This window comes from Stenotrophomonas sp. YJH_SMC_36 (genome assembly GCF_059369935.1).
This window is the reverse complement of the sequence record NZ_JCAFTD010000005.1, coordinates 81,814-104,798: the sequence shown is the minus strand read 5'-3', so window position 1 is coordinate 104,798 and position 22,985 is coordinate 81,814. Positions and strand designations below refer to the sequence as shown.

Sequence of the window (22,985 nt, the reverse complement as noted above, 5' to 3'; positions counted from 1 at the left end):
TGGCGCGGGTTACATGCGGAACACGCCGAAGCGCGTCTGCTGCGGGGCGGCGTTGAGGCTGGCCGACAGCGCCAGGGCCAACACCCGGCGGGTATCGGCCGGATCGATCACGCCGTCGTCCCACAGGCGCGCGCTGGCGTAGTACGGGTGGCCCTGCTGCTCGAACTGCTCGCGGATCGGTGCCTTGAACGCGTCCTCTTCCGCAGCGGGCCATTGCCCGCCCTTGGCTTCGATGCCATCGCGACGCACCGTGGCCAGCACGCTGGCGGCCTGTTCGCCACCCATCACGCCGATGCGTGCGTTGGGCCACATCCACAGGAAATTCGGCGAATAGGCCCGCCCACACATGCCGTAGTTGCCGGCGCCGAACGAGCCGCCGATCACCACGGTGAACTTGGGCACCTTCGCGCAGGCGACCGCCATCACCAGCTTGGCACCGTCCTTGGCGATACCGCCCTGTTCGTACTTGCGCCCGACCATGAAGCCGGTGATGTTCTGCAGGAACAGCAGCGGGATGCCGCGCTGGGTGCACAGCTCGATGAAGTGCGCGCCCTTCAGCGCGGACTCGGAGAACAGGATGCCGTTGTTGGCGATGATGCCGATCGGGTAGCCGTTCAGATGGGCGAAGCCGGTGACCAGGGTGGCGCCATAGCGCGGCTTGAACTCATCGAAGCGCGAGCCATCGACCAGGCGTGCGATCACCTCGCGCACGTCGTAGGGCTTGCGCGTATCGGCCGGGATCACGCCGTACAGTTCGTGCGCCGGCAGCAACGGTTCTTCCGGCGGCTGCATCGCCATCGCCGGTTCCGGCTTGCGCCAGTTCAGCTGGGCGATGATCGCGCGGACCCGCGCCAGCGCCTGCAGGTCGTTGTCGGCCATGTGGTCGGCCACGCCGGAAATGCGCGTGTGCACGTCCGCGCCGCCCAGTTCCTCGGCCGTCACCACTTCACCGGTGGCCGCCTTCACCAACGGCGGGCCGCCGAGGAAGATGGTGCCCTGCTCACGCACGATCACCGTTTCATCGCTCATCGCCGGCACGTAGGCGCCACCGGCGGTGCAGCTGCCCATGACGCAGGCGATCTGCGGGATGCCCTGCGCGGACAGGTTGGCCTGGTTGTAGAAGATGCGGCCGAAATGGTCGCGATCGGGGAATACCTCGTCCTGCAGCGGCAGGAAGGCGCCACCGGAGTCGACCAGATAGATGCACGGCAGGTGGTTCTGCTCGGCGATCTCCTGTGCACGCAGGTGCTTCTTCACCGTCATCGGGTAATAGGTGCCGCCCTTGACCGTGGCATCGTTGGCCACGATCACGCACTCCACGCCGCTGACCCGGCCGATGCCCGCAACCACGCCGGCTGCCGGCACGGCATCGTCATACATGCCATGAGCAGCCAGCGGCGCGATTTCCAGGAAGGCACTGCCGGCATCGAGCAGGGCGTCGATGCGGTCGCGTACCAGCAGCTTGCCGCGCGCGGTGTGCTTGGCGCGCGCCGCCTCGCTGCCGCCCAGGGCGGTGCGAGCGAGGGTGGCGTGCAGATCGTCGACCACGGCCTGCATCGCCGCGCGGTTGCTTTCAAACGTGTCGCTGCCCGGTTGCAGCTGGCTGTTCAGGACGGTCATGGGGTGGCCTTACAGGGTGCGCTGGAACAATTCACGGCCGATCAGCATGCGGCGGATCTCCGACGTGCCCGCACCGATCTCGTACAGCTTGGCGTCGCGCCACAGGCGGCCGGTCGGGTACTCGTTGATGTAGCCGTTGCCACCGAGGATCTGGATCGCCTGCCCGGTCAGCCAGGTGGCCTTCTCGGCGGCGTACAGGATCGCACCGGCCGCGTCCTGGCGGGTGGTACGGCCCTGGTCGCAGGCGCGTGCCACGGCGTACACGTAGGCGCGGCAGGCGCCCAGGCCCACGTACATGTCGGCGATCTTGGCCTGGATCAGCTGGAAGCTGCCGATCGCTTCGCCGAACTGGTGGCGTTCGTGCACGTACGGCATCACCACGTCCATGGCCGCAGCCATCAGCCCCAGCGGGCCGCCGGACAGCACCACGCGCTCGTAGTCCAGGCCGGACATCAGCACGCGCACGCCACCGCCGACGCTGCCGAGCACGTTCTCTTCGGGAATCTCGCAGTCCTGGAACACCAGCTCGCAGGTCGGCGAGGAACGCATGCCCAGCTTGTCCAGCTTCTGCGCGGTGGAGAAACCCGGCATGCCCTTTTCAACCAGGAAGGCGGTGATGCCCCTGGCGCCGGCGTCCATGTCGGTTTTGGCATAGACCACCAGCACATCGGCGTCCGGGCCGTTGGTGATCCACATCTTGTTGCCGTTGAGGACATAGCGATCGCCACGCTTGTCGGCGCGCAGCTTCATCGATACCACGTCCGAACCGGCGCCGGGTTCGCTCATCGCCAGTGCGCCCACCTTGGCGCCGCTGCACAGGTCGGGCAGGAAGCGCTGCTTCTGCGCCTCGCTGCCGTTCTTGCGCAGCTGGTTCACGCACAGGTTGGAGTGCGCGCCATAGGACAGGCCGATGCCGCCGGAGGCGCGCGAGACCTCTTCCATCGCCACCACGTGGGCCAGGTAGCCCATGCCGGTACCGCCGTATTCTTCCTCGACGGTAAGGCCGAGCAGGCCCTGTTCGCCCAGTTTCGGCCACAGTGCCTGCGGGAACTGGTTGGTCGCATCGGCCTCGGCCGCCAGCGGCGCGATCTCGGCGGCGGCAAAATGGGCCACGCTCTGGCGCAGCAGGTCGATCTCTTCACCGAGATCGAAGTTCAGGGATGGCACGTGCATTACAGCGGCTCCACGGCGGCAAAGTGGGGGATGGACGCACCCAGGGCTTGCCGGCGATGGTTTCCAGGACCGCGCCGGCACGGGCGAGGCCCCAGCGTAACGGGGTTCGGGAAAGAAGTGAACACAAATTCAAAAATTGAAACCAGAATCAAAACATGGCCTACAAACGCTCTGCACTGATGGAAGAACGCCTGGCCGGGGCCCGCGAGCGGATCCTGCTGGCAACCCGTGAACGGGTCGCCACCGGCGGCTGGCGAAACGCCCCGGTGACCGCCGTGGCAACCCAGGCGGGGGTCTCCACCGGCCTGATCTACCGTCATTTCCCCTCCAAGGCCGACCTGTTCGTGGAGGTGCTCAACGCGGCGGTGGCCCATGAAGTGGCGATCATGGAACGCATCGCCAGCGGCCCGGAGGCCGCCAGCGAGCGCCTGCGGCTGGCCATCGCCGCCTTCGTGCGTCGCGCCCTGGCGGGTCCGGGGCTGGCCCACGCCTTCATCGTCGAACCGGTCGATCCGGACGTGGAAGCCGAGCGCATGCGCGGCCGCCGTGCCTTCGGCGATGTGTTCCTGCGCCTGGTGGAGGAAGGTGTGGCCGCCGGCGAACTGCCTGCGCAGGATGCGCATGTGGCGGCCGCGTGCCTGGTCGGGGCCTTCACCGAAGCGATGGTTGGCCCGACTGCGCCCAGCCGTGAAGCGCATCGCGACGAGGATGCGCTGGTCGACGCCATCTGCAGCTTCTGCCTGCGTGCCATCGGCGCACCGGTGAAGCGGTAGCGCCGGGCCATGCCCGGCGGCTTCTGCGGCGCTGCGTGCTCGCCGGGCATGGCCCGGCGCTACCGCATGTGGCCGATCCCGCAATGCTGCGACGCACCAGCAGCGAAGCCTGTTGTCGCGCGCAGGGCGCGTTCTATACTCGGCCCATCACGCAGTCGCTCAGCCGTGGTCCAACGACTACCAGCCAGGGGTAACGAAGAGTGCGGAATTACGATCTGGAGTTCCTGAAACGCTTCTCCATGGTGATCGCGCTGTTGATGGCCATCACTCTGGGTCTGATCTTCCTTGCCGCCTTCCTGCACACCCGGATTCCGCCCGAGGTGTCGCCCACTGCGGCCAAACGCACCGAACAGCGCATCGCGCCGACCGGAGCGGTGTACGCCGGCAGTACCGGTGCAGCCGCGCAGGCGGCGGCCAAGGCGGCCGCGCTGGCCAAGGCCGCCTCGCAGGTGGCCTACGGCGGCACCACCGATGGCAAGGTCATCTTCGACAACCTGTGCACCGCCTGCCACACCACCGGGGTGGGCCAGGCGCCGACCCTGGACCGCGCGCACTGGGACCAGCGCATCACGCAGGGCAAGGACACGCTCTACAAGCACGCCATCGAGGGCTACACCGGCCCGGACGGCGGCATCATGCCTCCCAAGGGCGGCAACCCGGCGCTGACCGAGGAACAGATCCACGCCACCGTGGACTGGATGCTGGGCAACCTGAAGTAGGGCCTTTCCGCAGCGCCGGGCCTGCCCTCGGCAGCCTCTGCTCCACCTGCATGGGCGGCTGCCGGGCATGGGCCCGGCGCTGCGATCCCGTCGTCGACGGCCCCCGGGGCTTTGCCCACCTGGGCAGATCGCCGGGCTGCAGTCGGGCGTTCGTATTTCGGGGTTAGTCTGTGCCCCCATTCCGTGGAGTCTGCCCGTCGATGCGCCGCCGTTCCCTTGTTCTCGTCCTGTCCCTGCTGCTGCCGGCATCTGCCTTTGCCCAGGCCCAGCCGCAGGCCATGCCGGCCCCGGCGACGTCCACCCCACGCAACTCCACCGTTGTACTGGCCACCGCGCCGGCCGACTGGCGCGCGCTGGACGGCCAGCGTGTGCGCATCGCTGCGCCGCTGACCCTGGCCGGCACCGACGCTCTGGAACGCTCCGGCCAGCTGACGGTCGCCTTCGGCGGTCGCCTGTGGCAGCCGACCGAAGTGGCCGCGCCAGGCACCGCCGGCATCGAACAGGTGATGGCTGACAACCTGCGCCGCCGCCTGGTCCTGGACGATGGCAGCGACGTGCGTGATCCGGGCAGCGTGGCCTACCTGCCGGGCAACCCGGTGCTGCGCACCGGCATGCTGCTGCGCAATGTGGAAGGCACTGTCCGCGTGGACGCGCAGGGCCGCCCGCAGCTGCAGGTGGAAGGCACGCTGAGCCTGCCCGCACTGCAGCGGCCGGCGGTGCCGGAGGTGCCTGGCAGCCTGCGTATCGCGGCGTTCAACCTGGAAAACTACTTCAATGGCGACGGCCAGGGCGGCGGCTTCCCGACGTTGCGCGGTGCCCGCACGCTCGAGGAGCACAAGGCCCAGGTAGCCAAGCTGGTCGCCACCATCAATGCACTCGATACCCACATCGCCGCCCTGATGGAGCTGGAGAACGATGGCTACGGACCGCAGTCGGCCATTGCCGAGCTGCTGGCCGCGCTCAATGACCGGCCGCACGCCGGACCGGACGACGCATGGGTGGCGGTCGATCCGGGCGAAGGCCCCGGCACCAATCCCATCCGCGTCGGCATCATCTACAAGCGCGGTGCGTTCAAGACATTGGGCCCGCCGTTGACCAAGCTTGATGGCCCGTTTGCCGAGCACAGCCGCGCACCGCTGGCGCAGGCTTTCCAGGGCAAGGGCGCGCCGTTCATGGTGGTCGCCAACCACTTCAAGTCCAAGGGGTGCCGCGACGCCAGCGGTGCCGACGCCGACCGCAACGATGGCCAGGGCTGCTGGAATGCGACGCGCGTCGAATCGGCCCGCCAGCTCAACCAGTGGGTGCAGGCCGAAGCCGCGCGCCTGAAGGTGAAGGATGTGGTGATGCTGGGCGATTTCAACGCCTATGCGATGGAGGATCCGATCCGCACGCTGCACACGCTGGGCTGGCAGGACGCCTTCAAGGTGGCCAAGGTCGAACATCCCTACAGCTACGTCTACAACGGCTACAGCGGCCGCCTCGACCACGCCCTGCTGAGTCCGTCCATGGCACGCCGCCTGGCGGGCGCCGCCGAATGGCACAGCAATGCCGACGAGCAGGACGCCAGCGGCTACCAGGGGCGCAATGTGCCCGGCCCATGGCGCAGTTCCGACCACGACCCGCTGCTGCTGGGCTTCGACAAGTAATGCCCAACGCCGGGGTCGGATCCCATTCCAACGGAATGGGATCCGACCCCCGGGCCGTACTCACCCCCAGGCGATCAATCCGATCGCCAGCACTGCCAGCGCCAGGCCGGCCCGGTTCCACTTCGTGGTCGGTTCGCCAAAGGCAAACACGCCCACCAGCGCGCCCAGTACCACCACGCCGATGTTCATGCCGGCGAACACCGTGGCCGGGCTGTCCGGCATCGCCTGGTGCGCGTGCACATAGAACAGGATGTTGCCGCCGTTGAGCAGGCCCAGCAGCGCACCCGCGCCGAGGTTGTGCCAGGCCAGCCGGCTGCGACCGCTGAAGTGCCGCCACAGCTGCAATGCCAGCATCAGCACGAAGGCCACGCTGAAGCTGGCCAGCACCGCCGCCATCGACGGCGTGCCGGACAGCGCCACCTGCTTGAGCAGCACGTCCACCACCGCGAAGCCGCCCCACACGCCCAGCAGCCAGCCCCAGCCACCCGGCGAGGACGCCACCGCCTGGCCGCGCGGGCGCAGGCTGATGGCCACCATCGCCAGCAGGCCCAGGCCGAGCCCGGCCAGCTTCCACGGCGTGGCGGTCTGGCCGAAGAACAGGAACGCCGCCGCCAGTGACAGCAGCAGCGACAGCCGCTGCGCCACGTCGCTGCGGACGATGCCGGCCACCGCCACCGCGCGGCCCAGCACCAGGAAGATCGAGGGCAGCACCACCGCCAGCGCCAGCAACGACGGCCACGGGGCATGCGGCGCGCGCAGCGCATCCAGCGGCGGCTGCAGCACCACGGCGGTCAGGGTCGCAGCCACCAGATAGTTCCAGGTGACCATCTGCGCAACATCCAGTTGGCGGCGTCCGGCCACCTTCAACAACACCGAAACCAGCACGCTGCAGATCACGGCCAAAGACAGGTAGAGCATGGGGCGGGCACAGGGCAGGGGCGGGGGACGGTATCATGGTGCCATGCACAAGCCTTCGTTCCCCGTCGCCCCTGGCGAAACCACCTGCCTCGAACTGGACGGCCCGGCCGGCCCGCTGGAAGTGGTCGTCGACCTGCCCAAGGCCGATGTGCCGGTGCAGCCGATCGTGGCCATCGTCTGCCACCCGCTGTCCACCGAGGGCGGCACCCTGCACAACAAGGTGGTCACCATGACCGCCAGCACCCTGCGCGAGCTGGGCATCGCCACGGTGCGCTTCAACTTCCGCAGCGTCGGTGGTTCGGCGGGCACCTTCGATGGCGGCGTGGGCGAGCAGGATGACCTGAAGACCGTGACCGCCTGGGTGCGCAGCCAGCGCCCCGACGACCGCCTGTGGCTGGCCGGCTTCAGCTTTGGTGCGTTCGTTTCGCTGAAGGCCGCCGCCACGCTGCAGCCGGAGGCGCTGATCTCGATCGCGCCGCCTGCCGGCCGCTGGGATTTCGACGGCGTGCAGCCACCGGCCCGCTGGCTGGTGATCCAGGGCGAGCAGGACGAGATCGTCGACCCGCAGGCGGTCTATCAGTGGCTGGACGCGCTGCAGGCTCCGCATGAGCTGGTGCGGATGCCCGACACCAGCCACTTCTTCCATCGCAAGCTGATCGACCTGCGTGGTGCGTTGACCCACGGCGTCAAGCACTGGCTGGGCGCAGCGGCATGAGTGCAGTCGAGTTGACCCCGTCGCAGCGGTATGCGGCCGGGGTTGCCCGGGGTGACTGGCAGGATGACCCCGCCCAGCACGCGGCGCTGGCCGAGCTGGACCGCATCCACGTGGGCCTGCTGGACAACGCCGACGACGGCTGGCTGGACCGGTTGTCCTCGTTCTGGAAGAAGCCCGAGCCGGTCAAGGGGCTGTATTTCTGGGGGGGTGTCGGCCGCGGCAAGACCTTCCTGGTGGATCTGTTCTACGACGGGCTGCCAATCAAGCAGAAGTACCGCACCCACTTCCATCGTTTCATGCGCAGCGTCCACGAGCGCCTGCGCGAGCACCAGGGCCAGAGCGACCCGTTGGCGAAGATCGCCCAGGAATGGCGCAGCAACCTGCGCGTGCTGGTGCTGGACGAATTCTTCGTCACCGACATCGGCGACGCCATGCTGCTGGCGCGCCTGCTCGAACGCCTGTTCGCCGAGGGCGTGACCCTGGTCACCACCTCCAATACGGCGGTGGAGAACCTGTATCTCAATGGCCTGCAGCGCGAGAGCTTCCTGCCCGCCATCAGCCTGCTGCAGCGCTTCTGCGTCGAGCTGTACGCCGAAGGCACGGAGGATTACCGGATGCGCGCGCTGACCCGCTCGCCGGTGTACCGCGCGCCGCTGGCCGCCGATAGCGACGACTGGCTCGCCACGCGCTGGAACGAACTGAGTGGTGGTCAGCCCGCCAAGGCCGGCAACATCGAGATCGAAGGCCGCAAGATTCCGGTCCGCGGCCGGGGCAAGAGCATCGCCTGGTTCGACTTCGCCGCCCTGTGCGAAGGCCCGCGCGGCCCATCGGACTACATCGAGATCGCACACGAGTTCAATACGGTGCTGCTGGGCGGCATTCCCGCCTTCGATCGCCTGAACGAGGACGCCGCGCGCCGCTTCGTCAACCTGATCGACGAACTGTACGACCGCCACGTCAACCTGGTCTGCACCGCCAGCACCTCGCCGGTCGAGCTGTACACCGGCCAGCGCCTGCAGGGCGCGTTCGAGCGCACCGCCTCGCGCCTGATCGAGATGCAGAGCGCTGAATACCTGGGTACCCCGCACCGGGCGTGAGGGCCCGGGAGCTGCACGATCTGCCGGAAGGGCAGCCGCGCGCAGGCGCTGCAGCGGCAGCTCGACGTTACCGGCTGGGCGCCAGTGCGTTGCCCTGCGGCCGCTCCTCCGGCCCGGTCGACACCTGCAGGCCGTTGTCGCTGCGCTCCAGCAGCCGCAGCGGCTGGCCCTGGTAACGCACTTCCAGCGCATCGTGGGTATCGGCCAGCGCACGCACCAGCGGGCACAACGCCATCGCGCTGGCCTCCACACGCTGGGCACCGGCTTCCAGGCGCCGGTCCAGCTCGGCATCCAGGCGCTCGGCACGTTCCTCCATGGCGTCGCTGCGGCCGGTGAAGACCTGCCAGAGCACGCTGCGGGCGATCGAGCCGGACAGCGTCTCGGCCATGTCCTGCACCTTCGCCTCGAATCCGGGACCGAAGGTCGCCTGTTCCCAGTAGCCCTTTCCGAGCGTCCCCTCGATCCAGTCATCCGCCTGCCGCCGCAGGCGCCTGACCTTGCGGCTGTTGGCGGTGCCGGTCAGGCTCTCGTAGACGCCATCGAGCGCGTCGAAGCTCAGCTGGCTGACATCGCGCGCCAATGCCGTGGCGGCGGGCATCAACCGGCGCGCGCCGGCCTCCAGCTGGCGCAGGCGGGCGGCATCGGCGTCGCTGACCGGCACGATCGTGTCATCCAGGCTCAGCACACCATCGTGGAACACCACCTCGTGCGGCGCCTGTGGGCCGTGTCGCAGCCAGATGCCGCCGCTGTCCACCAGCACGTCATAGTCCGTGCGGATGCCACACTGGTCCGCGTGCAGCTTCGGCGCGTCGGCCGCCTGCGCCGGCATGATGCACAGCGCCGACAGCACTGCCAGGGCAGGCAGTCGCAGGTCCATTGGACATTCCTTTTCCAGTCGCCAGAGCCCAGCGTCCGCCTCTCCGGCCTGTCCGTCATCGGCCGGAAGTCACGCCGTCCACCGGCTGCCCACCTTCTATCCACAGGGTTGTCCCTTGGTCATTCCGTTACTGTCATGTGAAGCTGTCATTGTTCTGTTTCCGCACTCCGTTGTACCGCCGGAATGACGCGTTCCGGTCTTGACTGCGCGGCCCGTTCCGGCAGGTCCAAAGCGTCCGATCCGGGCGCCGATGGCACGATCCTTGCGGCGCAAGGGATTGCCGAATTTCACTACATTTGGCGTTGACGGACCCCACCACCCCCACTATCTTGTGGCCATCGGTCGCAGCGACCCCACGTCGCAAGGACAACGGGGAAGGCGCAGAGGCGGGAGCCACGCGGCACCCCCGTCCACGACCGTCACGGCAGCGGCAGGCGCAGGTCTCACCTCCTGCGACGCCCAGCTGCCATCCTGGACCGTCATGTCCTGGGCCGCGCCACCGATGCACCTGCAACCACCCCATCACGCCAAGAGGACACACGCCGTGACCACCGAAACCAGCGCCACCATCGAAAAGGAAAGCGAGTTCCTGTTGACGTCGCCGCCGACGGCCAACGCGATGAGTGTGACCAAGCGCAATGGCACGACCGAACTGGTGGACCTGAACAAGATCGTGCGTGCGGTGCAGCGTTCCTCCGAAGGCCTGCACGCCGTCGATCCGATGCGCGTGGCCACCCGCACCATTTCCGGCCTGTACAACGGCGCCACCACCCGCGAGCTGGACGAGCTGTCCATCCGCACCGCCGCCCTGCTGATCGGTGAAGAACCCGAGTACGGCCGTCTGGCCGCGCGCCTGCTGGCCAACTACATCGCCAAGGAAGTGTCGGGCCAGGAAATCTATGCCTTCTCGCAGTCGGTCAGCCGTGGCCATGAAGTCGGCCTGATCAACGACCGCCTGCTGAACTTCGTGCAGACCAACGCGCGCAAGCTCAACGATGCGATCGACATCTCGCTGGACCTGAACTTCGATTACTTCGGCCTGCGTACCCTGTACGACCGCTACCTGCTGCGCCATCCGCACACCCGCAAGGTGATCGAGACCCCGCAGCAGTTCTTCCTGCGCATCGCCAGCGCGCTGAGCGAGGACGTGTCCGAGACCCTGGCGCTGTACAAGCGCATGGGCAACCTGGACTACCTGCCGTCCAGCCCGACCCTGTTCAATTCCGGCACCACCCACGAGCAGCTGTCCTCGTGCTTCCTGCTCGATTCGCCGCAGGACTCGCTGGAGTCGATCTACTCCAAGTACGGCGACATCGCCCAGCTGTCGAAGTTCTCCGGCGGCATCGGCGTCAGCTACACCCGCGTGCGTTCGCGTGGTTCGCTCATCAAGTCCACCAACGGCCATTCCAACGGCATCGTGCCGTGGCTGAAGACCATGGACTCGTCCGTGGCGGCGGTGAACCAGGGTGGCAAGCGCAAGGGCGCGGCCTGCGTGTATCTGGAAACCTGGCACGCCGACATCGAGGATTTCCTTGAGCTGCGTGACAACACCGGTGACGAAGCCCGCCGTACCCACAACCTGAACCTGGCCAACTGGGTGCCGGACCTGTTCATGAAGCGCGTCGAGGCCGACCAGGAATGGTCGCTGTTCGATCCGCGCGTCGTGCCGGAGTTCACCGATCTGTTCGGCGAAGCCTTCGAGCAGGCCTATCTGCAGGCCGAAGCCCAGGGCAAGGCCAACCGCACCATCTCTGCCCGCAAGCTGTACGCCCGCATGATGCGTACGCTGGCCGAGACCGGCAACGGCTGGATGACCTTCAAGGACAAGTGCAACCGCGCCAGCAACCAGACCCTGCGTCCGGGCAACGTGATCCACCTGTCCAACCTGTGCACGGAAATCCTGGAGGTCACCTCCAACGATGAAACCGCGGTGTGCAACCTGGGTTCGATCAACCTGGGCAACCACTTCGACGAGCACAACGAGTTCGACTTCGAGAAGCTGGCCGAGACCGTGCGCCTGGCCGTGCGCCAGCTCGACCGTGTCATCGACCTGAACTTCTACCCGATCGAAACCGCCCGCCGCGCCAACCTGCGCTGGCGCCCGGTCGGCCTGGGCTGCATGGGCCTGCAGGACGTGTTCTTCCGCAAGCGCCTGCCGTTCGACAGCGCCGAAGCCCGTGCCCTGTCGAAGAAGATCGCCGAGACGATCTACTTCCACGCGCTGGAAACCTCGACCGAGCTGGCCCAGGAACGCGGCAAGCACCCGTCGTTCAACGACACCCGTGCCGCCAGTGGCGAACTGCAGTTCGACGCCTGGAACGTGGTGCCGGAAGACACCGCGCGCTGGGATGCCCTGCGTGCCCGCATCAAGGAGCACGGCCTGCGCAACTCGCTGATGATCGCGATCGCCCCGACCGCGACCATCGCCTCCATCGCCGGCTGCTACGAGTGCGTCGAGCCGCAGGTGTCCAACCTGTTCAAGCGCGAAACCCTGTCCGGTGACTTCCTGCAGGTCAACCGCTACCTGGTGAACGAGCTGAAGAAGCTGGGCCTGTGGACCGCCGACATGCGCGATGCCATCAAGCTGGCCGAAGGTTCCATCGCCGGCCTGACGCAGATTCCGGAAACCCTGCGTGAGGTCTACCGCACTGCGTGGGAACTGCCGATGCGTTCGCTGATCGACATGGCCGCCGAGCGTGGCGCCTTCATCGACCAGTCGGCCTCGCTCAACCTGTTCATGGAAAGCCCGAACATTGGCGCGATGTCGTCCATGTACATGTACGCGTGGAAGCAGGGCATCAAGACCACCTACTACCTGCGCTCGCGTCCGGCCACCAAGATCGCCAAGACCACGGTCAGCAACGCGGCCCCGGCCAAGGTGTTCAGCCCGGACGAAGCCATCGCCTGCTCGCTGGAGAACCCGGAAGCCTGCGAGGCCTGCCAGTAATCGCGCGCTGTGCCGTAGATGGAGCCGGGCTCGGCCCGGCTGCGCAATGACAAGGTAGCGCCGGGCCATGCCCGGCGTTTTGACCCGAGAAGACAAGGAAACACCCATGGCCGACAAGCCCAAGCAGATGCTGCTCGATCCCGGTTTTGAACTGACGTTGCGCCCGATGCGCTACCCGCAGTTCTATGACATGTACCGGAATGCGATCAAGAACACCTGGACGGTGGAAGAGATCAATTTCCAGATCGACATCACCGACCTGCACAGCAAGATGTCGCCGGGTGAGCGCCACCTGATCCATCGCCTGGTCGCGTTCTTCGCCACCGGCGATTCGATCGTGTCCAACAACCTGGTGCTGAACCTGTACCAGCACCTCAATGCGCCGGAAGCGCGCATGTACCTGTCGCGCCAGCTGTATGAAGAAGCGCTGCACGTGCAGTTCTACCTGACCCTGCTCGACAACTACCTGCCGGACCCGGAAGAGCGCGCCAAGGCGTTCTCGGCGGTGGAGAACATCGACTCGATCAAGAAGAAGGCCGATTTCTGCTTCAAGTGGATCGACTCGATCCAGGACCTGACCCGCATCGAGACCCGCGAACAGCGCCGCCAGTTCCTGCTCAACCAGATCTGCTTCGCCGCCTGCATCGAAGGCCTGTTCTTCTTTGCTGCGTTCGCCTACGTGTACTACTTCCGTTCGCGCGGCCTGCTGCCGGGCCTGGCCTCGGGCACCAACTGGGTGTTCCGCGACGAAAGCGCCCACATGGAGTTCGCGTTCGAGTCGGTGCGCGTGGTCCGCGAGGAAGAGCCGGACCTGTTCGATGACGAGATGAAGCAGCAGGTGTACGACATGCTGGCCGAAGCGATCGAATGCGAAGTGCAGTTCGCCGAGGACGTGCTGTCCGGCGGCGTGGCGGGCATCTCCACGCGCGACATGCGCCAGTACCTGCAGCACTGCGCCGACCAGCACTTCGCCAAGCTGGGCATGGAAAAGAAGTACAACGTGCGCAACCCGCTGCCGTTCATGGAACTGCAGGACGTGCAGGAGCTGACCAACTTCTTCGAACGCCGCGTTTCGGCCTACCAGGTCGGCGTGCAGGGCGAAGTTGCCTTCGACATGAACTTCTGACCCGTCCGGTCAGGCCTGTCGCAGCGAAAACCCCGGCCGATGCCGGGGTTTTTTGTGGGTGGCGCCGGGCATGGCCCGGCGCTACCGCCGCCCTTCCACCGCCATGCGCACCGCCAGCCCGGCCAGGACCGTGCCCATCAGCCAGCGCTGTGCCGCCTGCCAAGTGGGGCGCCCGGCGAGAAATGCCGCGATGCTGCCGGCCAGCACCACGATCACCGCGTTCACGCTCAGGCTCACCACGATCTGGGTAGCACCCAGGACCAGCGACTGCATCAGAACGCTGCCGTGTCCGTCCGGATGCAGGAACTGCGGCAGCAGGGACAGGTACATCACCGCGATCTTCGGGTTCAGCAGATTGGTCAGAAAGCCCATCGCAAACAATCTGCGTGGGCTGTCCGGCGGCAGGTCGCGCACCGCGAACGGCGAGCGGCCACCGGGTTTGAGCGCCTGCCAGGCCAGGTACAGCAGGTACAACGCCCCCCCGATGCGCAGCGCGTCGTAGGCGAACGGCACCGTCATCAGCAGGGCGGTGATGCCCAGCGCCGCGCACAGCATGTAGAACACGAAACCCAGCACCACCCCACCCAGCGAGACCAGGCCGGCGCGGCGGCCCTGGCAGATCGAGCGCGAGACCAGGTAGATCATGTTCGGCCCGGGCGTGAGCACCATGCCCAGCGAGATGAGGGCGAACGCCAGCAGATCGGAGGTCGCGGGCATGGGCAGTCCTGGCAGTGGGCGTGGCGCAGTGTAGCGCTGCCTGTACGGGGCCTGGCTTAACATTGCCGCACCCCACACCGAAGCCCTACCCATGACCCCAATCCCTGAAACCGTGCCACCGATCGAAGTGCGCATGGCCGAAATCGTCTTTCCCAACCATACCAACCATATGGGCACGCTGTTTGGTGGCCAGGCGCTGGCGTGGATGGACAAGGCCGCCTTCCTCGCCGCCGCCCGCTACTCGCGCCGCACCGTGGTGACCGCGCGCAGCGACCAGGTCGACTTCAAGCTGCCGATCCGCATCGGCCAGATGGTGGAAACGATCGGCCGCATCGTCGAGGTCGGCCGCAGCTCGATGAAGGTCGAGGTGGAACTGATTGCCGAAGACCTGCACAGCGGCGAGCGCAGGCTCTGCACGCGCGGCCACTTCGTGATGATCGCGCTGGACGAGGCGGGCCAGCCGATCGCGGTACCGCCGCTGCCGGCGCCCTGAGCCGGCGCTTGTGGGGGCGCCGTGCTGCCCCCATCTGGGTGGCATGACCCCGCCGCTGACCGACTTCATCGACCGCGCCCAGCGCCTGTTCGTGCTGACCGGCGCTGGCTGCAGCACGGCCTCGGGAATCCCCGATTACCGGGATACCGATGGCCAATGGAAACGCACGCCGCCGGTCACCTACCAGGCATTCATGGGCGAGGCCGCCACCCGCCAGCGCTACTGGGCACGCAGCCTGCTGGGCTGGCCGCGCTTCGGCCTGGCCCAGCCCAACGGCACCCACCAGGCGCTGGCCGCGCTGGAGAAGCAAGGCAAGGTGCAGTTGCTGCTGACCCAGAACGTGGATGGCCTGCACCAGCGCGCCGGCAGCCAGAACGTGATCGACCTGCATGGGCGGCTGGACCTGGTGCGCTGCATGGGCTGCGAGCGCCGCAGCGGTCGCCAGGCGTTCCAGCAGCGCCTGCTGGACGCCAATCCCGGCTGGGACACGCTCGAGGCCGGCATCGCCCCCGACGGCGACGCTGATCTGGAGACCGATTTTTCCTCCTTCGTGGTGCCCGACTGTCCGTCCTGTGGCGGCCTGCTGAAGCCGGACGTGGTGTTCTTCGGCGAGAACGTGCCGCGTGAACGCGTGGCGGCAGTGCATGAGCACCTGCAGCAGGCCGATGCCGTGCTGGTGGTGGGGTCCTCGCTGATGGTCTATTCCGGCTTTCGTTTCGTGCAGGCCGCAGCAAAGGCCGGATTGCCGGTGGCTGCCGTGAACCGTGGCCGCACCCGTGCCGACGACCTGCTGCAGTTCAAGGACGAGCGCGATTGCGCTGAAGCGCTGGCCGGGTTCGTCATCGGGTAGCGCCAGGCCATGCCCGGCGAGCATGCAGCGCCACCGCGAAACAGCGATCCATCCACATGGTTGATTCGCCGCCCTTGCAGCGGTGCAATACGCACCCCCCTCTGCCCGTCCCTGCACCCCTCGTGAGCCAGCTGTTCTCGCCGATCACCTTCGGCCGCCTGACCCTGTCCAACCGCATCGTCATCGCGCCGATGTGCCAGTATTCCGCCGAAGACGGGCGCGCCAGCGATTGGCATGCCATGCATCTGGGCAACCTGGCGCAATCCGGTGCCGGCCTGCTGATCCTGGAAGCGACGGCGGTTGAGCCGCGTGGACGCATCAGCTGGGCCGACCTCGGCCTGTGGGATGACGGTACCGAAGCTGCGCTGGCACACGTGCTGGCCAGCGTGCGGCGCTGGTCGCCGATGCCGCTGGGCATCCAGCTGGGCCATGCCGGCCGCAAGGCCTCGGTACAGCGTCCCTGGGACGGCGGTGGCCAGCTGCCGGCCGATGATGCACGTGGCTGGACCACGGTGGCGCCGTCAGCGCTGCCGTTCCATGCTGCCGATCCCGCGCCGCAGGAACTGGATGAGGCGGGCATCGCGGGAATCGTTGCTGCCTTCGCCGCCAGCGCGGTGCGCGCCGAACGCCTGGGCTTCGAACTGATCGAAGTGCATGCCGCGCACGGCTATCTGCTGCACCAGTTCCTGTCACCGCTGAGCAACCGGCGCACCGATGGCTACGGGGGTTCGCTGCCCAATCGCCTGCGCCTGCTGGTAGAGGTATTCGATGCCGTGCGCGCGGCAGTGTCCGACAAGGTGGCCGTCGGCGTGCGCATCTCCGCCAGCGACTGGGTCGACGGTGGCTGGGATCTGCTGCAGAGCGAAGCGCTGTCCCAGGTGCTGGACGCGCGTGGCTGCGATTTCCTGCACGTGTCCAGCGGCGGCCTGGATGAGCGCCAGAAGATCAGCGTCGGGCCGGGCTACCAGGTGCCGTTCGCGGCCGCGATCAAGGCCAAGGTGCGCATGCCGGTCATCGCGGTGGGGATGATCACCGAACCGGAGCAGGCCGAATCGATCCTGCGTCATCGCCACGCCGATGCCATCGCCCTGGCCCGCGGCATCCTCTACGACCCGCGCTGGCCCTGGCACGCGGCAGCCGCGCTGGGCGACAGCGTGGTGCCGGCTGCGCAGTACCTGCGCTGCGAGCCGCGTGAGGCACGCGGCGTGTTCACCCCGCGCTGAAGGTCATGCCCGCCAGGCCGGCGGCAGGCCGGCCTGCAGGTGATCGAACAGCGCACGGATCCTGGCGGTGAAGTCGCGGCGGTCGCTGACGCAGAAATAGACCTCCATCGGTTCCGGGCGCCATGCGCTGTCCGCGCCGAACACCGCCTGCAACCGGCCATCGCGCAGAAAGGGATCGGCCACGAAGGCCGCCAGCCGGGTGATGCCGGCACCGGCCGCGGCCAGTTCGGCCAGCGCGTCGATGTCATCGCACACCATGCCGGGCGGCAGCGGCGCATCCGCGCGCTGGTCGCCCTTGCGCAGGCCCCAGCGCAGAGGCCGCCCATCGGTGGGGAAACGATGCAGCACACCCCGATGCCCGCGCAGTTCGGACGGCTCCTGTGGGCAGCCATGCGCCTGCAGGTAGGCAGGCGAGGCGCAGAAGACGAAGGGAATGCGTGCCAGCGGCCGCGCCACGACGCCGTCCTCCAGCTGCGCACCGATGCGGATGCTGGCATCGACCGCCTCCGGACCATGCTGCACGGCCCGGTCGGACAGCCGCAGTTCCAGCTGCAGCTGCGGATAGCGTTGCTGCAGTGAAGGCAGCAGGGGCGCCAGCACGTGGCGGCCGAACGCGCGGCTGCTGGCGATGCGCAATGGCCCGGCCGGCTCGATGTCACCGCTGGTGACCAGGGCCTGCGCCCGCGCCAGATCGGTTTCGATGTGGCGCACCTGCGCCAGGTACAGCGCACCGGCCTCGCTCAGCGCCAGCTGGCGCGTGCTGCGGTTCAGCAGGCGCACGCCCAGGTGTGCCTCCAGGCGATGGATGTTCTGGCCGACGGCGGTGGCGCTGATGCCAAGGCTGCGGGCCGCAGCGGCAATACTGCCGGTGTCTGCGGTGCGGGTGAAGCTGCGGATCAGCTGCAACAGGTTCATGACCCGCCAGCGTGCCACGAAAGCCCGCCACGATCACTTGGAACTGTCCGAAGTGGTTCGTTGCATCGGTGACAATGGATCACGCGGGCGGGGTGCTGCCCTACACTTGCAGGATGCGACCCGATTCCATCCTCACCCTGTCCTGCCCCGACCGTACCGGCATCGTCTACCGCGTGTCGGGCCTGTTGTTCGATCATGGCTGCAACATCCTCGACGCCCAGCAGTTCGGCGACGAGGAAAGCGGCCGCTTCTTCCTGCGCGTGCATTTCGACCGCGACGCCAGCCTGCCCCTGGACACGGTACATGCGTCCATGGCGGCACTGGCCCGCGAGTTCGGCATGGACTGGCAGCTGCAGGACGGTCGGCGTCGTGCGCGCCTGCTGGTGCTGGTCAGCAAGCAGGGCCACTGCCTGAATGACCTGCTGTTCCGCGCGCACAGCGGGCAACTGAAAGTGGATATCGCGGCAGTGGTGTCCAACCATGCCGATTTCGCACCGCTGGCTGCGTCCTACGGCGTGCCGTTCCACCATCTGCCGGTGAACGCGGATACGCGTGCGGTGCAGGAGCAGCAGATCATCGATCTGGTCGAACACGAGCGTATCGACCTGGTGGTGCTGGCGCGCTACATGCAGATTCTTTCACCCACCCTGTGCCGCGCGCTGGCCGGCCGGGCGATCAACATCCATCACAGCTTCCTGCCCAGCTTCAAGGGCGCGCAGCCCTATCACCAGGCGCACGCGCGCGGGGTCAAGATCATCGGCGCCACCGCGCACTATGTCACCGAGGATCTGGACGAAGGTCCGATCATCGAACAGGACGTGGCCCGGGTCGATCATGCGATGACGCCGCGCGACCTGGTACGCCTGGGCAGCGATACCGAATCGCAGGTGCTGGCGCGTGCCGTGCGCCGCCATGTGGAGCACCGCATCCTGCTCAACGGGCACCGCACGGTGGTGTTCCGCTGATACCTGCCCGGCCGGACGTGCGTCAGAGGATCCCGATCCCCGCAGTGCCCAGTGCTTCGCGCACCATCCCGTCGTTGGCCTCGGTCACCGGCCGGGTCAGGTCCCAGAGGAATTTCACCCTGAAGCCGGACGTGGCTGCGTCCTGCGCGCTCCACAGCACGCAGTAGTCGCGGGCCAGGCCACAGACGTGCACCTCGTCGATGCCGCGCTCATGCAGCCAGCCGGCCAGGCCGGTGGCGGGGCGTCCGCCATCGGGGCCGTGGTTCTCGCGGAAGGCGCTGTAGGAATCCACCTGCTGGCGGGTGCCCTTGCGCAGGATCAGGTCGGCCATGTTCCAGTCCACCTGCGGATGCAGGGCGGCACCGGCGCTGCCCTGCACGCAGTGGTCCGGCCACAGGGTCTGCGGTTGCGCATGCAGCAGGATCGTTTCGAACGGACGATGGCCGGGGTGCTGGCTGGCGAACGAAGCATGGTCCGCGGGATGCCAGTCCTGGGTGGCCACCACGGTGCGGTAGCGGCGCTGCGCCAGCAGCTGCGCGATCGGCGCGACCAGCGCATCGCCGCGGTCGCAGGCCAGCGCGCCACCGGGCATGAAGTCCGGCTGCAGATCGATCACCAGCAGGGCGACAGTGGCGGGCAGGGTGGGCATGGACGTTCCAGCGCGGCGGAAGAGGCGACCAGCGTGGCCGCCCCCTCGCCACACGTCAATCGCCCTGCGGCGTTTCGTTGTCCTGGCCGTAATACAGCAGCCCGATCCGGATCCGCTCGCGGCCGGTCTCCCGGCGGTGCCGGTTGGCATCGCGCAGCGAGTACACGCAGCCACAGTACTCCTGCTGGTAGAACCGCTCGCGCTTGCTGATCTCGATCATGCGGCTGGCACCACCGCCCTTGCGCCAGTTGTAATCCCAGTACTGCAGGCCCTCGTAGCGCGCCGCGGCGCGGATGCCGCAGTCATTGATCTGCGCCATGTTCTTCCAGCGCGAGATGCCCAGCGACGAGCTGATGGTGTCGTAGCCGTGCTCATGCGCATACAGCGCCGTGCGCTCGAAGCGCATGTCGAAGCACATCGTGCAGCGGATGCCGCGCTCGGGTTCGTTCTCCATGCCGCGCGCGCGGCTGAACCAGTTGTCGGTGTCGTAGTCGCAGTCGATGAAGGGGACGCCATGCTGCTCGGCGAAGCGGATGTTCTCCTGCTTGCGGAGCTCGTATTCCTTCACCGGATGGATGTTGGGGTTGTAGAAGAAGATCGCGTAGTCGATCCCGGAGGCGGTGATCGCCTCCATCACTTCGCCGGAGCAGGGCGCACAGCACGAATGCAGCAGCAGGCGCTTGCCGTCGGCGGGCAGGGACAGGGTGGGGCGTTGGAGCTCGGTCATCATCAGGTACCGCACGGACCGCCGGCAACGGCGGCGGCCCGTGCATCGGGGTGGAGAGACAGGTCAGGCGACGCGGGCGTCGGTGTGCTCGGCACGCAGTTCCACTGCGGCGGCAACCAGTGCCTGCAGTGCAGCGCGGGTTTCCGGCCAGCCACGGGTCTTCAGCCCGCAGTCCGGGTTGACCCACAGCTGCTCCGGCTTCAGCACGGCCAGCGCCTTGCGCAGCAGGTCCACCATCTCCGCCTTGTCCGGCACGCGGGGGGAGTGGATGTCATACACGCCCGGGCCGATCTCGTTGGGATAGTTGAACTTCACGAAGGCATCCAGCAGTTCCATGCGCGAGCGTGAGGTCTCGATCGAGATCACGTCCGCGTCCATCGCTGCGACCGAGTGGATGATGTCGTTGAACTCCGAATAGCACATGTGGGTGTGGATCTGGGTGGCATCGCGCACGCCGCTGGTACTGATGCGGAACGATTCCACCGCCCAGTCCAGGTAGGCGCGCCAGTGGGCGCGGCGCAACGGCAACCCCTCGCGGATGGCCGGCTCGTCCACCTGGATCACGCCGATGCCGGCTGCTTCCAGGTCCTGCACTTCGTCCCGCAGGGCCAGCGCGATCTGCCGGCAGGTCACATCGCGTTCCTGGTCGTCGCGCACGAACGACCACTGCAGTACCGTCACCGGACCGGTCAGCATGCCCTTCATCGGCTTGTCGGTGAGCGATTGCGCGTAACTGGACCAGCGCACCGTCATCGGCTGCGGGCGGCTGACGTCGCCGAAGATCACCGGTGGCTTGACGCAGCGCGAGCCATAGCTCTGCACCCAGCCGTTGCCGGTGAAGGCGAAGCCTTCCAGCTGCTCGCCGAAGTACTCGACCATGTCGTTGCGCTCGAACTCGCCGTGGACCAGCACGTCCAGGCCCAGCGCTTCCTGCACGCGTACCGCATGCGCGGTCTGCTGTTCCAGGAAGGCCTCGTACTCGGCCAGGCCCAGCTTGCCGGACTTGTGCCGGGCGCGTGCCTCGCGCACCTCCAGCGTCTGCGGGAAGGAACCGATCGTGGTGGTGGGCAGCAGCGGCAGCTGCAGCGCCGCATGCTGTGCGATGCGGCGCTGCGGGTAGGCGGTGTGCCGCTGCGCATCGGCTACGGTCAGCGCGGCCAGGCGTGCGGCCACGGCCGGGTTGTGCACGCGTGGCGAGCGACGACGCCCCTCCAGTGCAGCGCGGTTGGCAGCCAGGCCCGCTTCCGCATCCACCCTGCCATCGAGCGCGTCGGCCAGCAGGCGCAGTTCCTGCAGCTTCTGCCGGGAGAACGCCAGCCAGCCCTTCAGTTCGTCATCCAGCTTCTTTTCCAACGCAAGATCCACGGGCGTGTGCAGCAGGGAACAGGACGGTGCCAGCCAGAGCCGGTCGGCGCCGCGGTCCACCTGGGCAAACCGGGCCAGGATCAGTGCGTTGTCCAGATGGGTGCGCCAGATGTTGCGGCCGTTGACCAGGCCGGCCGACAGCACGCGCTCGGCCGGCAGCGCCTTCAACACGGCGTCCAGCTGCTCCGGCGCGCGCACCAGGTCCACGTGCAGTCCGTCCACCGGCAGGCCGGTGGCCAACGCCAGGTTGTCCTCGAGCGCACCGAAATAGGTCGCGACCAGCAGTTTCGGACGCCGTGCCGTGGCCAACCGGGCATAGGCGCGCTCATAGGCTGCCTGCGCATCGGCGTCGAGATCCTGCACCAGCAGCGGCTCATCCAGCTGCACCCAGTCGGCACCGGCGTCGGCCAGCTGGCCGAGCAGCTGCACATAGGCCGGCAGCAGGGCATCCAGCAGGTCCAGTGCGGCGCTGCCGTCGGTGGTCTTGGACAGCAGCAGGAAGCTCACCGGCCCCAGCAGCACCGGACGGGTGTGGATGCCCAGCGCCCTGGCCTCGTTGAACTCGGTCAGCGGCTTGTCACCGCGCAGGGCGAAGGCCTGGTCCGCGTGCAGTTCCGGCACCAGATAGTGATAGTTGGTGTCGAACCACTTGGTCATCTCCAGCGCGCGCAGGTCGATGCCATCGCGCTGCAGGCCACGGGCCGTGGCGAAGTAGGCGGCCAGTGGATCGTGCGCGGCCAGTTCGCGGTAGCGTTCGGGAATGGCATCGAACAGCCATGCGGTGTCGAGCACCTGGTCGTACAGGCTGAAGTCGTTGCTCGGCGGTACATCGACGCCGGCCTCGATCTGCAGCTGCCAGTGCCGGGCACGCAGCGCCGCGGCGGTGGCCTGCAGGGTGGCGGCGTCGTCCTCGCCGGCCCAGTGGCGTTCGAGCGCCCGCTTCAGTTCGCGCTTGGCGCCGATGCGGGGAAAGCCCAGGTTGGTAACAGTGGTCATTGCAGCGTGTCCTCATTGCATGTCGGCATTGAGGAACGAAGGAACCGCAGGACGACGCGTGCCGTTGCCGGCCCACGGGCGTCTTGCCAGCGACCTTCGCCCCCGCGGGCGAACCGGATGCCGTGAAAAGGACGCACGTGGCCGCGCACCCTGCAGGCGCAGGACGACGACGGCCCCGGCAACCTCCCCGCGGAGATTCCAGGTCGAGTCAGGGGACGGTCGTGTCCCCCGGCCGGGGCCGGTATTCGGGCTGTTGGACGCGGGCCGCAGCCCACCTACTACCTGCCGCTTCCCAGGCGCGAGCCCAGTGCTGTTGGCAGGATTCGTTTCCATTCACCGCTGCGGGGCAGCTCCGGAATGGGCGCGCGAAGCGCCTTCACCGGATTCCCGTTTAAATTCATCCCTTCATTCGCATGAAGAGATGAATACCTTCGGCGTGCACAAGGTAGGCCGGTTGGCAGCAATGGTCAAGGC

At 67.5% G+C, this 22,985-nt stretch carries 20 protein-coding genes and 1 riboswitch; of the genes, 11 read left to right on the top strand and 9 right to left on the bottom strand.

Annotated elements, in window-relative coordinates:
• Positions 1 to 9: 9 nt before the first annotated feature.
• Positions 10 to 1,620, bottom strand: coding sequence for a carboxyl transferase domain-containing protein (locus AC5P76_RS10895; RefSeq protein ID WP_065174183.1), 1,611 nt, complete (start codon positions 1,618 to 1,620; stop codon positions 10 to 12).
• Between the two features lie 9 nt (positions 1,621 to 1,629).
• Positions 1,630 to 2,793, bottom strand: coding sequence for an isovaleryl-CoA dehydrogenase (locus AC5P76_RS10890; RefSeq protein ID WP_053518598.1), 1,164 nt, complete (start codon positions 2,791 to 2,793; stop codon positions 1,630 to 1,632).
• 155 nt (positions 2,794 to 2,948) lie between these two features.
• On the opposite strand from AC5P76_RS10890, the gene AC5P76_RS10885 reads away from it, so the two are divergent.
• The 3 genes from AC5P76_RS10885 (at position 2,949) to AC5P76_RS10875 (ending at position 5,931) form a co-directional block, all read left to right on the top strand.
• A complete protein-coding gene (locus AC5P76_RS10885; RefSeq protein WP_197600131.1) occupies positions 2,949 to 3,566 on the top strand; it encodes a TetR/AcrR family transcriptional regulator in 618 nt (205 codons plus the stop codon).
• 200 nt (positions 3,567 to 3,766) lie between these two features.
• A complete protein-coding gene (locus tag AC5P76_RS10880) occupies positions 3,767 to 4,285 on the top strand; it encodes a c-type cytochrome (protein WP_053518595.1) in 519 nt (172 codons plus the stop codon).
• 200 nt (positions 4,286 to 4,485) lie between these two features.
• Positions 4,486 to 5,931 carry an ExeM/NucH family extracellular endonuclease gene (locus AC5P76_RS10875; protein ID WP_253119926.1) on the top strand — a complete coding sequence of 482 codons (1,446 nt, stop codon included), beginning with the start codon at positions 4,486 to 4,488 and terminating at the stop codon, positions 5,929 to 5,931.
• A 60-nt stretch (positions 5,932 to 5,991) separates the two neighbouring features.
• Here the strand turns inward: AC5P76_RS10875 and AC5P76_RS10870 are convergent, their stop codons facing one another.
• Complete coding sequence (locus AC5P76_RS10870; protein WP_445393922.1) at positions 5,992 to 6,849, bottom strand: EamA family transporter; 858 nt, start codon at positions 6,847 to 6,849, stop codon at positions 5,992 to 5,994.
• Positions 6,850 to 6,892: 43 nt separating this feature from the next.
• On the opposite strand from AC5P76_RS10870, the gene AC5P76_RS10865 reads away from it, so the two are divergent.
• Together AC5P76_RS10865 and zapE are read left to right on the top strand one after the other, a co-directional pair.
• The gene (locus AC5P76_RS10865) at positions 6,893 to 7,564 is read left to right on the top strand and encodes an alpha/beta hydrolase (RefSeq protein ID WP_065182040.1); all 672 of its coding nucleotides are present in this window, start codon (positions 6,893 to 6,895) and stop codon (positions 7,562 to 7,564) included.
• Entirely contained in the window at positions 7,561 to 8,661 is a 1,101-nt protein-coding gene (gene zapE, locus AC5P76_RS10860) for a cell division protein ZapE (RefSeq protein WP_053518589.1), read from the top strand. The genes AC5P76_RS10865 and zapE overlap by 4 nt, the downstream gene beginning before the upstream one ends.
• Positions 8,662 to 8,728: 67 nt before the next feature.
• Here the strand turns inward: zapE and AC5P76_RS10855 are convergent, their stop codons facing one another.
• Positions 8,729 to 9,538, bottom strand: a complete 810-nt coding sequence (locus AC5P76_RS10855) for a DUF2884 family protein (protein WP_053518587.1) — start codon at positions 9,536 to 9,538, stop codon at positions 8,729 to 8,731.
• A gap of 544 nt (positions 9,539 to 10,082) precedes the next feature.
• Here AC5P76_RS10855 and AC5P76_RS10850 point away from each other — a divergent pair.
• On the top strand, positions 10,083 to 12,485 hold the full coding sequence (locus tag AC5P76_RS10850; RefSeq protein ID WP_053518585.1) for a ribonucleoside-diphosphate reductase subunit alpha: 2,403 nt from the start codon (positions 10,083 to 10,085) through the stop codon (positions 12,483 to 12,485).
• A gap of 106 nt (positions 12,486 to 12,591) precedes the next feature.
• Positions 12,592 to 13,611, top strand: coding sequence for a ribonucleotide-diphosphate reductase subunit beta (locus AC5P76_RS10845; RefSeq protein WP_005420683.1), 1,020 nt, complete (start codon positions 12,592 to 12,594; stop codon positions 13,609 to 13,611).
• Between the two features lie 81 nt (positions 13,612 to 13,692).
• Here the strand turns inward: AC5P76_RS10845 and AC5P76_RS10840 are convergent, their stop codons facing one another.
• Complete coding sequence (locus AC5P76_RS10840) at positions 13,693 to 14,328, bottom strand: LysE family translocator (protein ID WP_253119921.1); 636 nt, start codon at positions 14,326 to 14,328, stop codon at positions 13,693 to 13,695.
• A 91-nt stretch (positions 14,329 to 14,419) separates the two neighbouring features.
• On the opposite strand from AC5P76_RS10840, the gene AC5P76_RS10835 reads away from it, so the two are divergent.
• From AC5P76_RS10835 to AC5P76_RS10825, 3 genes are all read left to right on the top strand, one after another.
• Entirely contained in the window at positions 14,420 to 14,821 is a 402-nt protein-coding gene (locus AC5P76_RS10835) for an acyl-CoA thioesterase (RefSeq protein WP_053518579.1), read from the top strand.
• A 43-nt stretch (positions 14,822 to 14,864) separates the two neighbouring features.
• On the top strand, positions 14,865 to 15,671 hold the full coding sequence (locus tag AC5P76_RS10830) for an NAD-dependent protein deacetylase (protein WP_053518577.1): 807 nt from the start codon (positions 14,865 to 14,867) through the stop codon (positions 15,669 to 15,671).
• A gap of 122 nt (positions 15,672 to 15,793) precedes the next feature.
• Positions 15,794 to 16,894: an NADH:flavin oxidoreductase/NADH oxidase gene (locus AC5P76_RS10825; protein WP_080375304.1), complete on the top strand. Its 1,101-nt coding sequence runs from the start codon at positions 15,794 to 15,796 to the stop codon at positions 16,892 to 16,894.
• 3 nt (positions 16,895 to 16,897) lie between these two features.
• Here AC5P76_RS10825 and AC5P76_RS10820 read toward each other — a convergent pair whose 3' ends face one another.
• Positions 16,898 to 17,809, bottom strand: coding sequence for a LysR family transcriptional regulator (locus AC5P76_RS10820; RefSeq protein ID WP_253119919.1), 912 nt, complete (start codon positions 17,807 to 17,809; stop codon positions 16,898 to 16,900).
• Positions 17,810 to 17,922: 113 nt separating this feature from the next.
• On the opposite strand from AC5P76_RS10820, the gene purU reads away from it, so the two are divergent.
• Complete coding sequence (gene purU, locus AC5P76_RS10815) at positions 17,923 to 18,774, top strand: formyltetrahydrofolate deformylase (RefSeq protein ID WP_053518573.1); 852 nt, start codon at positions 17,923 to 17,925, stop codon at positions 18,772 to 18,774.
• A gap of 22 nt (positions 18,775 to 18,796) precedes the next feature.
• Here the strand turns inward: purU and pncA are convergent, their stop codons facing one another.
• From pncA to metE, 3 genes are read right to left on the bottom strand one after another with little or no spacing between them, the layout of a single operon-like run.
• Positions 18,797 to 19,423, bottom strand: coding sequence for a bifunctional nicotinamidase/pyrazinamidase (gene pncA, locus AC5P76_RS10810; RefSeq protein ID WP_065174191.1), 627 nt, complete (start codon positions 19,421 to 19,423; stop codon positions 18,797 to 18,799).
• 55 nt (positions 19,424 to 19,478) lie between these two features.
• On the bottom strand, positions 19,479 to 20,153 hold the full coding sequence (locus tag AC5P76_RS10805; protein ID WP_414487958.1) for an epoxyqueuosine reductase QueH: 675 nt from the start codon (positions 20,151 to 20,153) through the stop codon (positions 19,479 to 19,481).
• A 60-nt stretch (positions 20,154 to 20,213) separates the two neighbouring features.
• Positions 20,214 to 22,511, bottom strand: a complete 2,298-nt coding sequence (gene metE, locus AC5P76_RS10800) for a 5-methyltetrahydropteroyltriglutamate--homocysteine S-methyltransferase (protein ID WP_253119917.1) — start codon at positions 22,509 to 22,511, stop codon at positions 20,214 to 20,216.
• Between the two features lie 219 nt (positions 22,512 to 22,730).
• Positions 22,731 to 22,960: riboswitch (cobalamin riboswitch) on the bottom strand.
• Positions 22,961 to 22,985: the final 25 nt, after the last annotated feature.

What these genes read in the sequence shown, in the direction of transcription:
- AC5P76_RS10895 (WP_065174183.1), bottom strand. Translation starts at nt 1,620, where the DNA reads ATGACCGTCCTGAACAGCCAGCTGCAACCGGGCAGCGACACGTTTGAA.
- AC5P76_RS10890 (WP_053518598.1), bottom strand. Translation starts at nt 2,793, where the DNA reads ATGCACGTGCCATCCCTGAACTTCGATCTCGGTGAAGAGATCGACCTG.
- AC5P76_RS10885 (WP_197600131.1), top strand. Translation starts at nt 2,949, where the DNA reads ATGGCCTACAAACGCTCTGCACTGATGGAAGAACGCCTGGCCGGGGCC.
- AC5P76_RS10875 (WP_253119926.1), top strand. Translation starts at nt 4,486, where the DNA reads ATGCGCCGCCGTTCCCTTGTTCTCGTCCTGTCCCTGCTGCTGCCGGCA.
- AC5P76_RS10870 (WP_445393922.1), bottom strand. Translation starts at nt 6,849, where the DNA reads ATGCTCTACCTGTCTTTGGCCGTGATCTGCAGCGTGCTGGTTTCGGTG.
- AC5P76_RS10865 (WP_065182040.1), top strand. Translation starts at nt 6,893, where the DNA reads ATGCACAAGCCTTCGTTCCCCGTCGCCCCTGGCGAAACCACCTGCCTC.
- zapE (WP_053518589.1), top strand. Translation starts at nt 7,561, where the DNA reads ATGAGTGCAGTCGAGTTGACCCCGTCGCAGCGGTATGCGGCCGGGGTT.
- AC5P76_RS10855 (WP_053518587.1), bottom strand. Translation starts at nt 9,538, where the DNA reads ATGGACCTGCGACTGCCTGCCCTGGCAGTGCTGTCGGCGCTGTGCATC.
- AC5P76_RS10845 (WP_005420683.1), top strand. Translation starts at nt 12,592, where the DNA reads ATGGCCGACAAGCCCAAGCAGATGCTGCTCGATCCCGGTTTTGAACTG.
- AC5P76_RS10840 (WP_253119921.1), bottom strand. Translation starts at nt 14,328, where the DNA reads ATGCCCGCGACCTCCGATCTGCTGGCGTTCGCCCTCATCTCGCTGGGC.
- AC5P76_RS10835 (WP_053518579.1), top strand. Translation starts at nt 14,420, where the DNA reads ATGACCCCAATCCCTGAAACCGTGCCACCGATCGAAGTGCGCATGGCC.
- AC5P76_RS10830 (WP_053518577.1), top strand. Translation starts at nt 14,865, where the DNA reads ATGACCCCGCCGCTGACCGACTTCATCGACCGCGCCCAGCGCCTGTTC.
- AC5P76_RS10820 (WP_253119919.1), bottom strand. Translation starts at nt 17,809, where the DNA reads ATGAACCTGTTGCAGCTGATCCGCAGCTTCACCCGCACCGCAGACACC.
- purU (WP_053518573.1), top strand. Translation starts at nt 17,923, where the DNA reads ATGCGACCCGATTCCATCCTCACCCTGTCCTGCCCCGACCGTACCGGC.
- pncA (WP_065174191.1), bottom strand. Translation starts at nt 19,423, where the DNA reads ATGCCCACCCTGCCCGCCACTGTCGCCCTGCTGGTGATCGATCTGCAG.
- AC5P76_RS10805 (WP_414487958.1), bottom strand. Translation starts at nt 20,153, where the DNA reads ATGATGACCGAGCTCCAACGCCCCACCCTGTCCCTGCCCGCCGACGGC.
- metE (WP_253119917.1), bottom strand. Translation starts at nt 22,511, where the DNA reads ATGACCACTGTTACCAACCTGGGCTTTCCCCGCATCGGCGCCAAGCGC.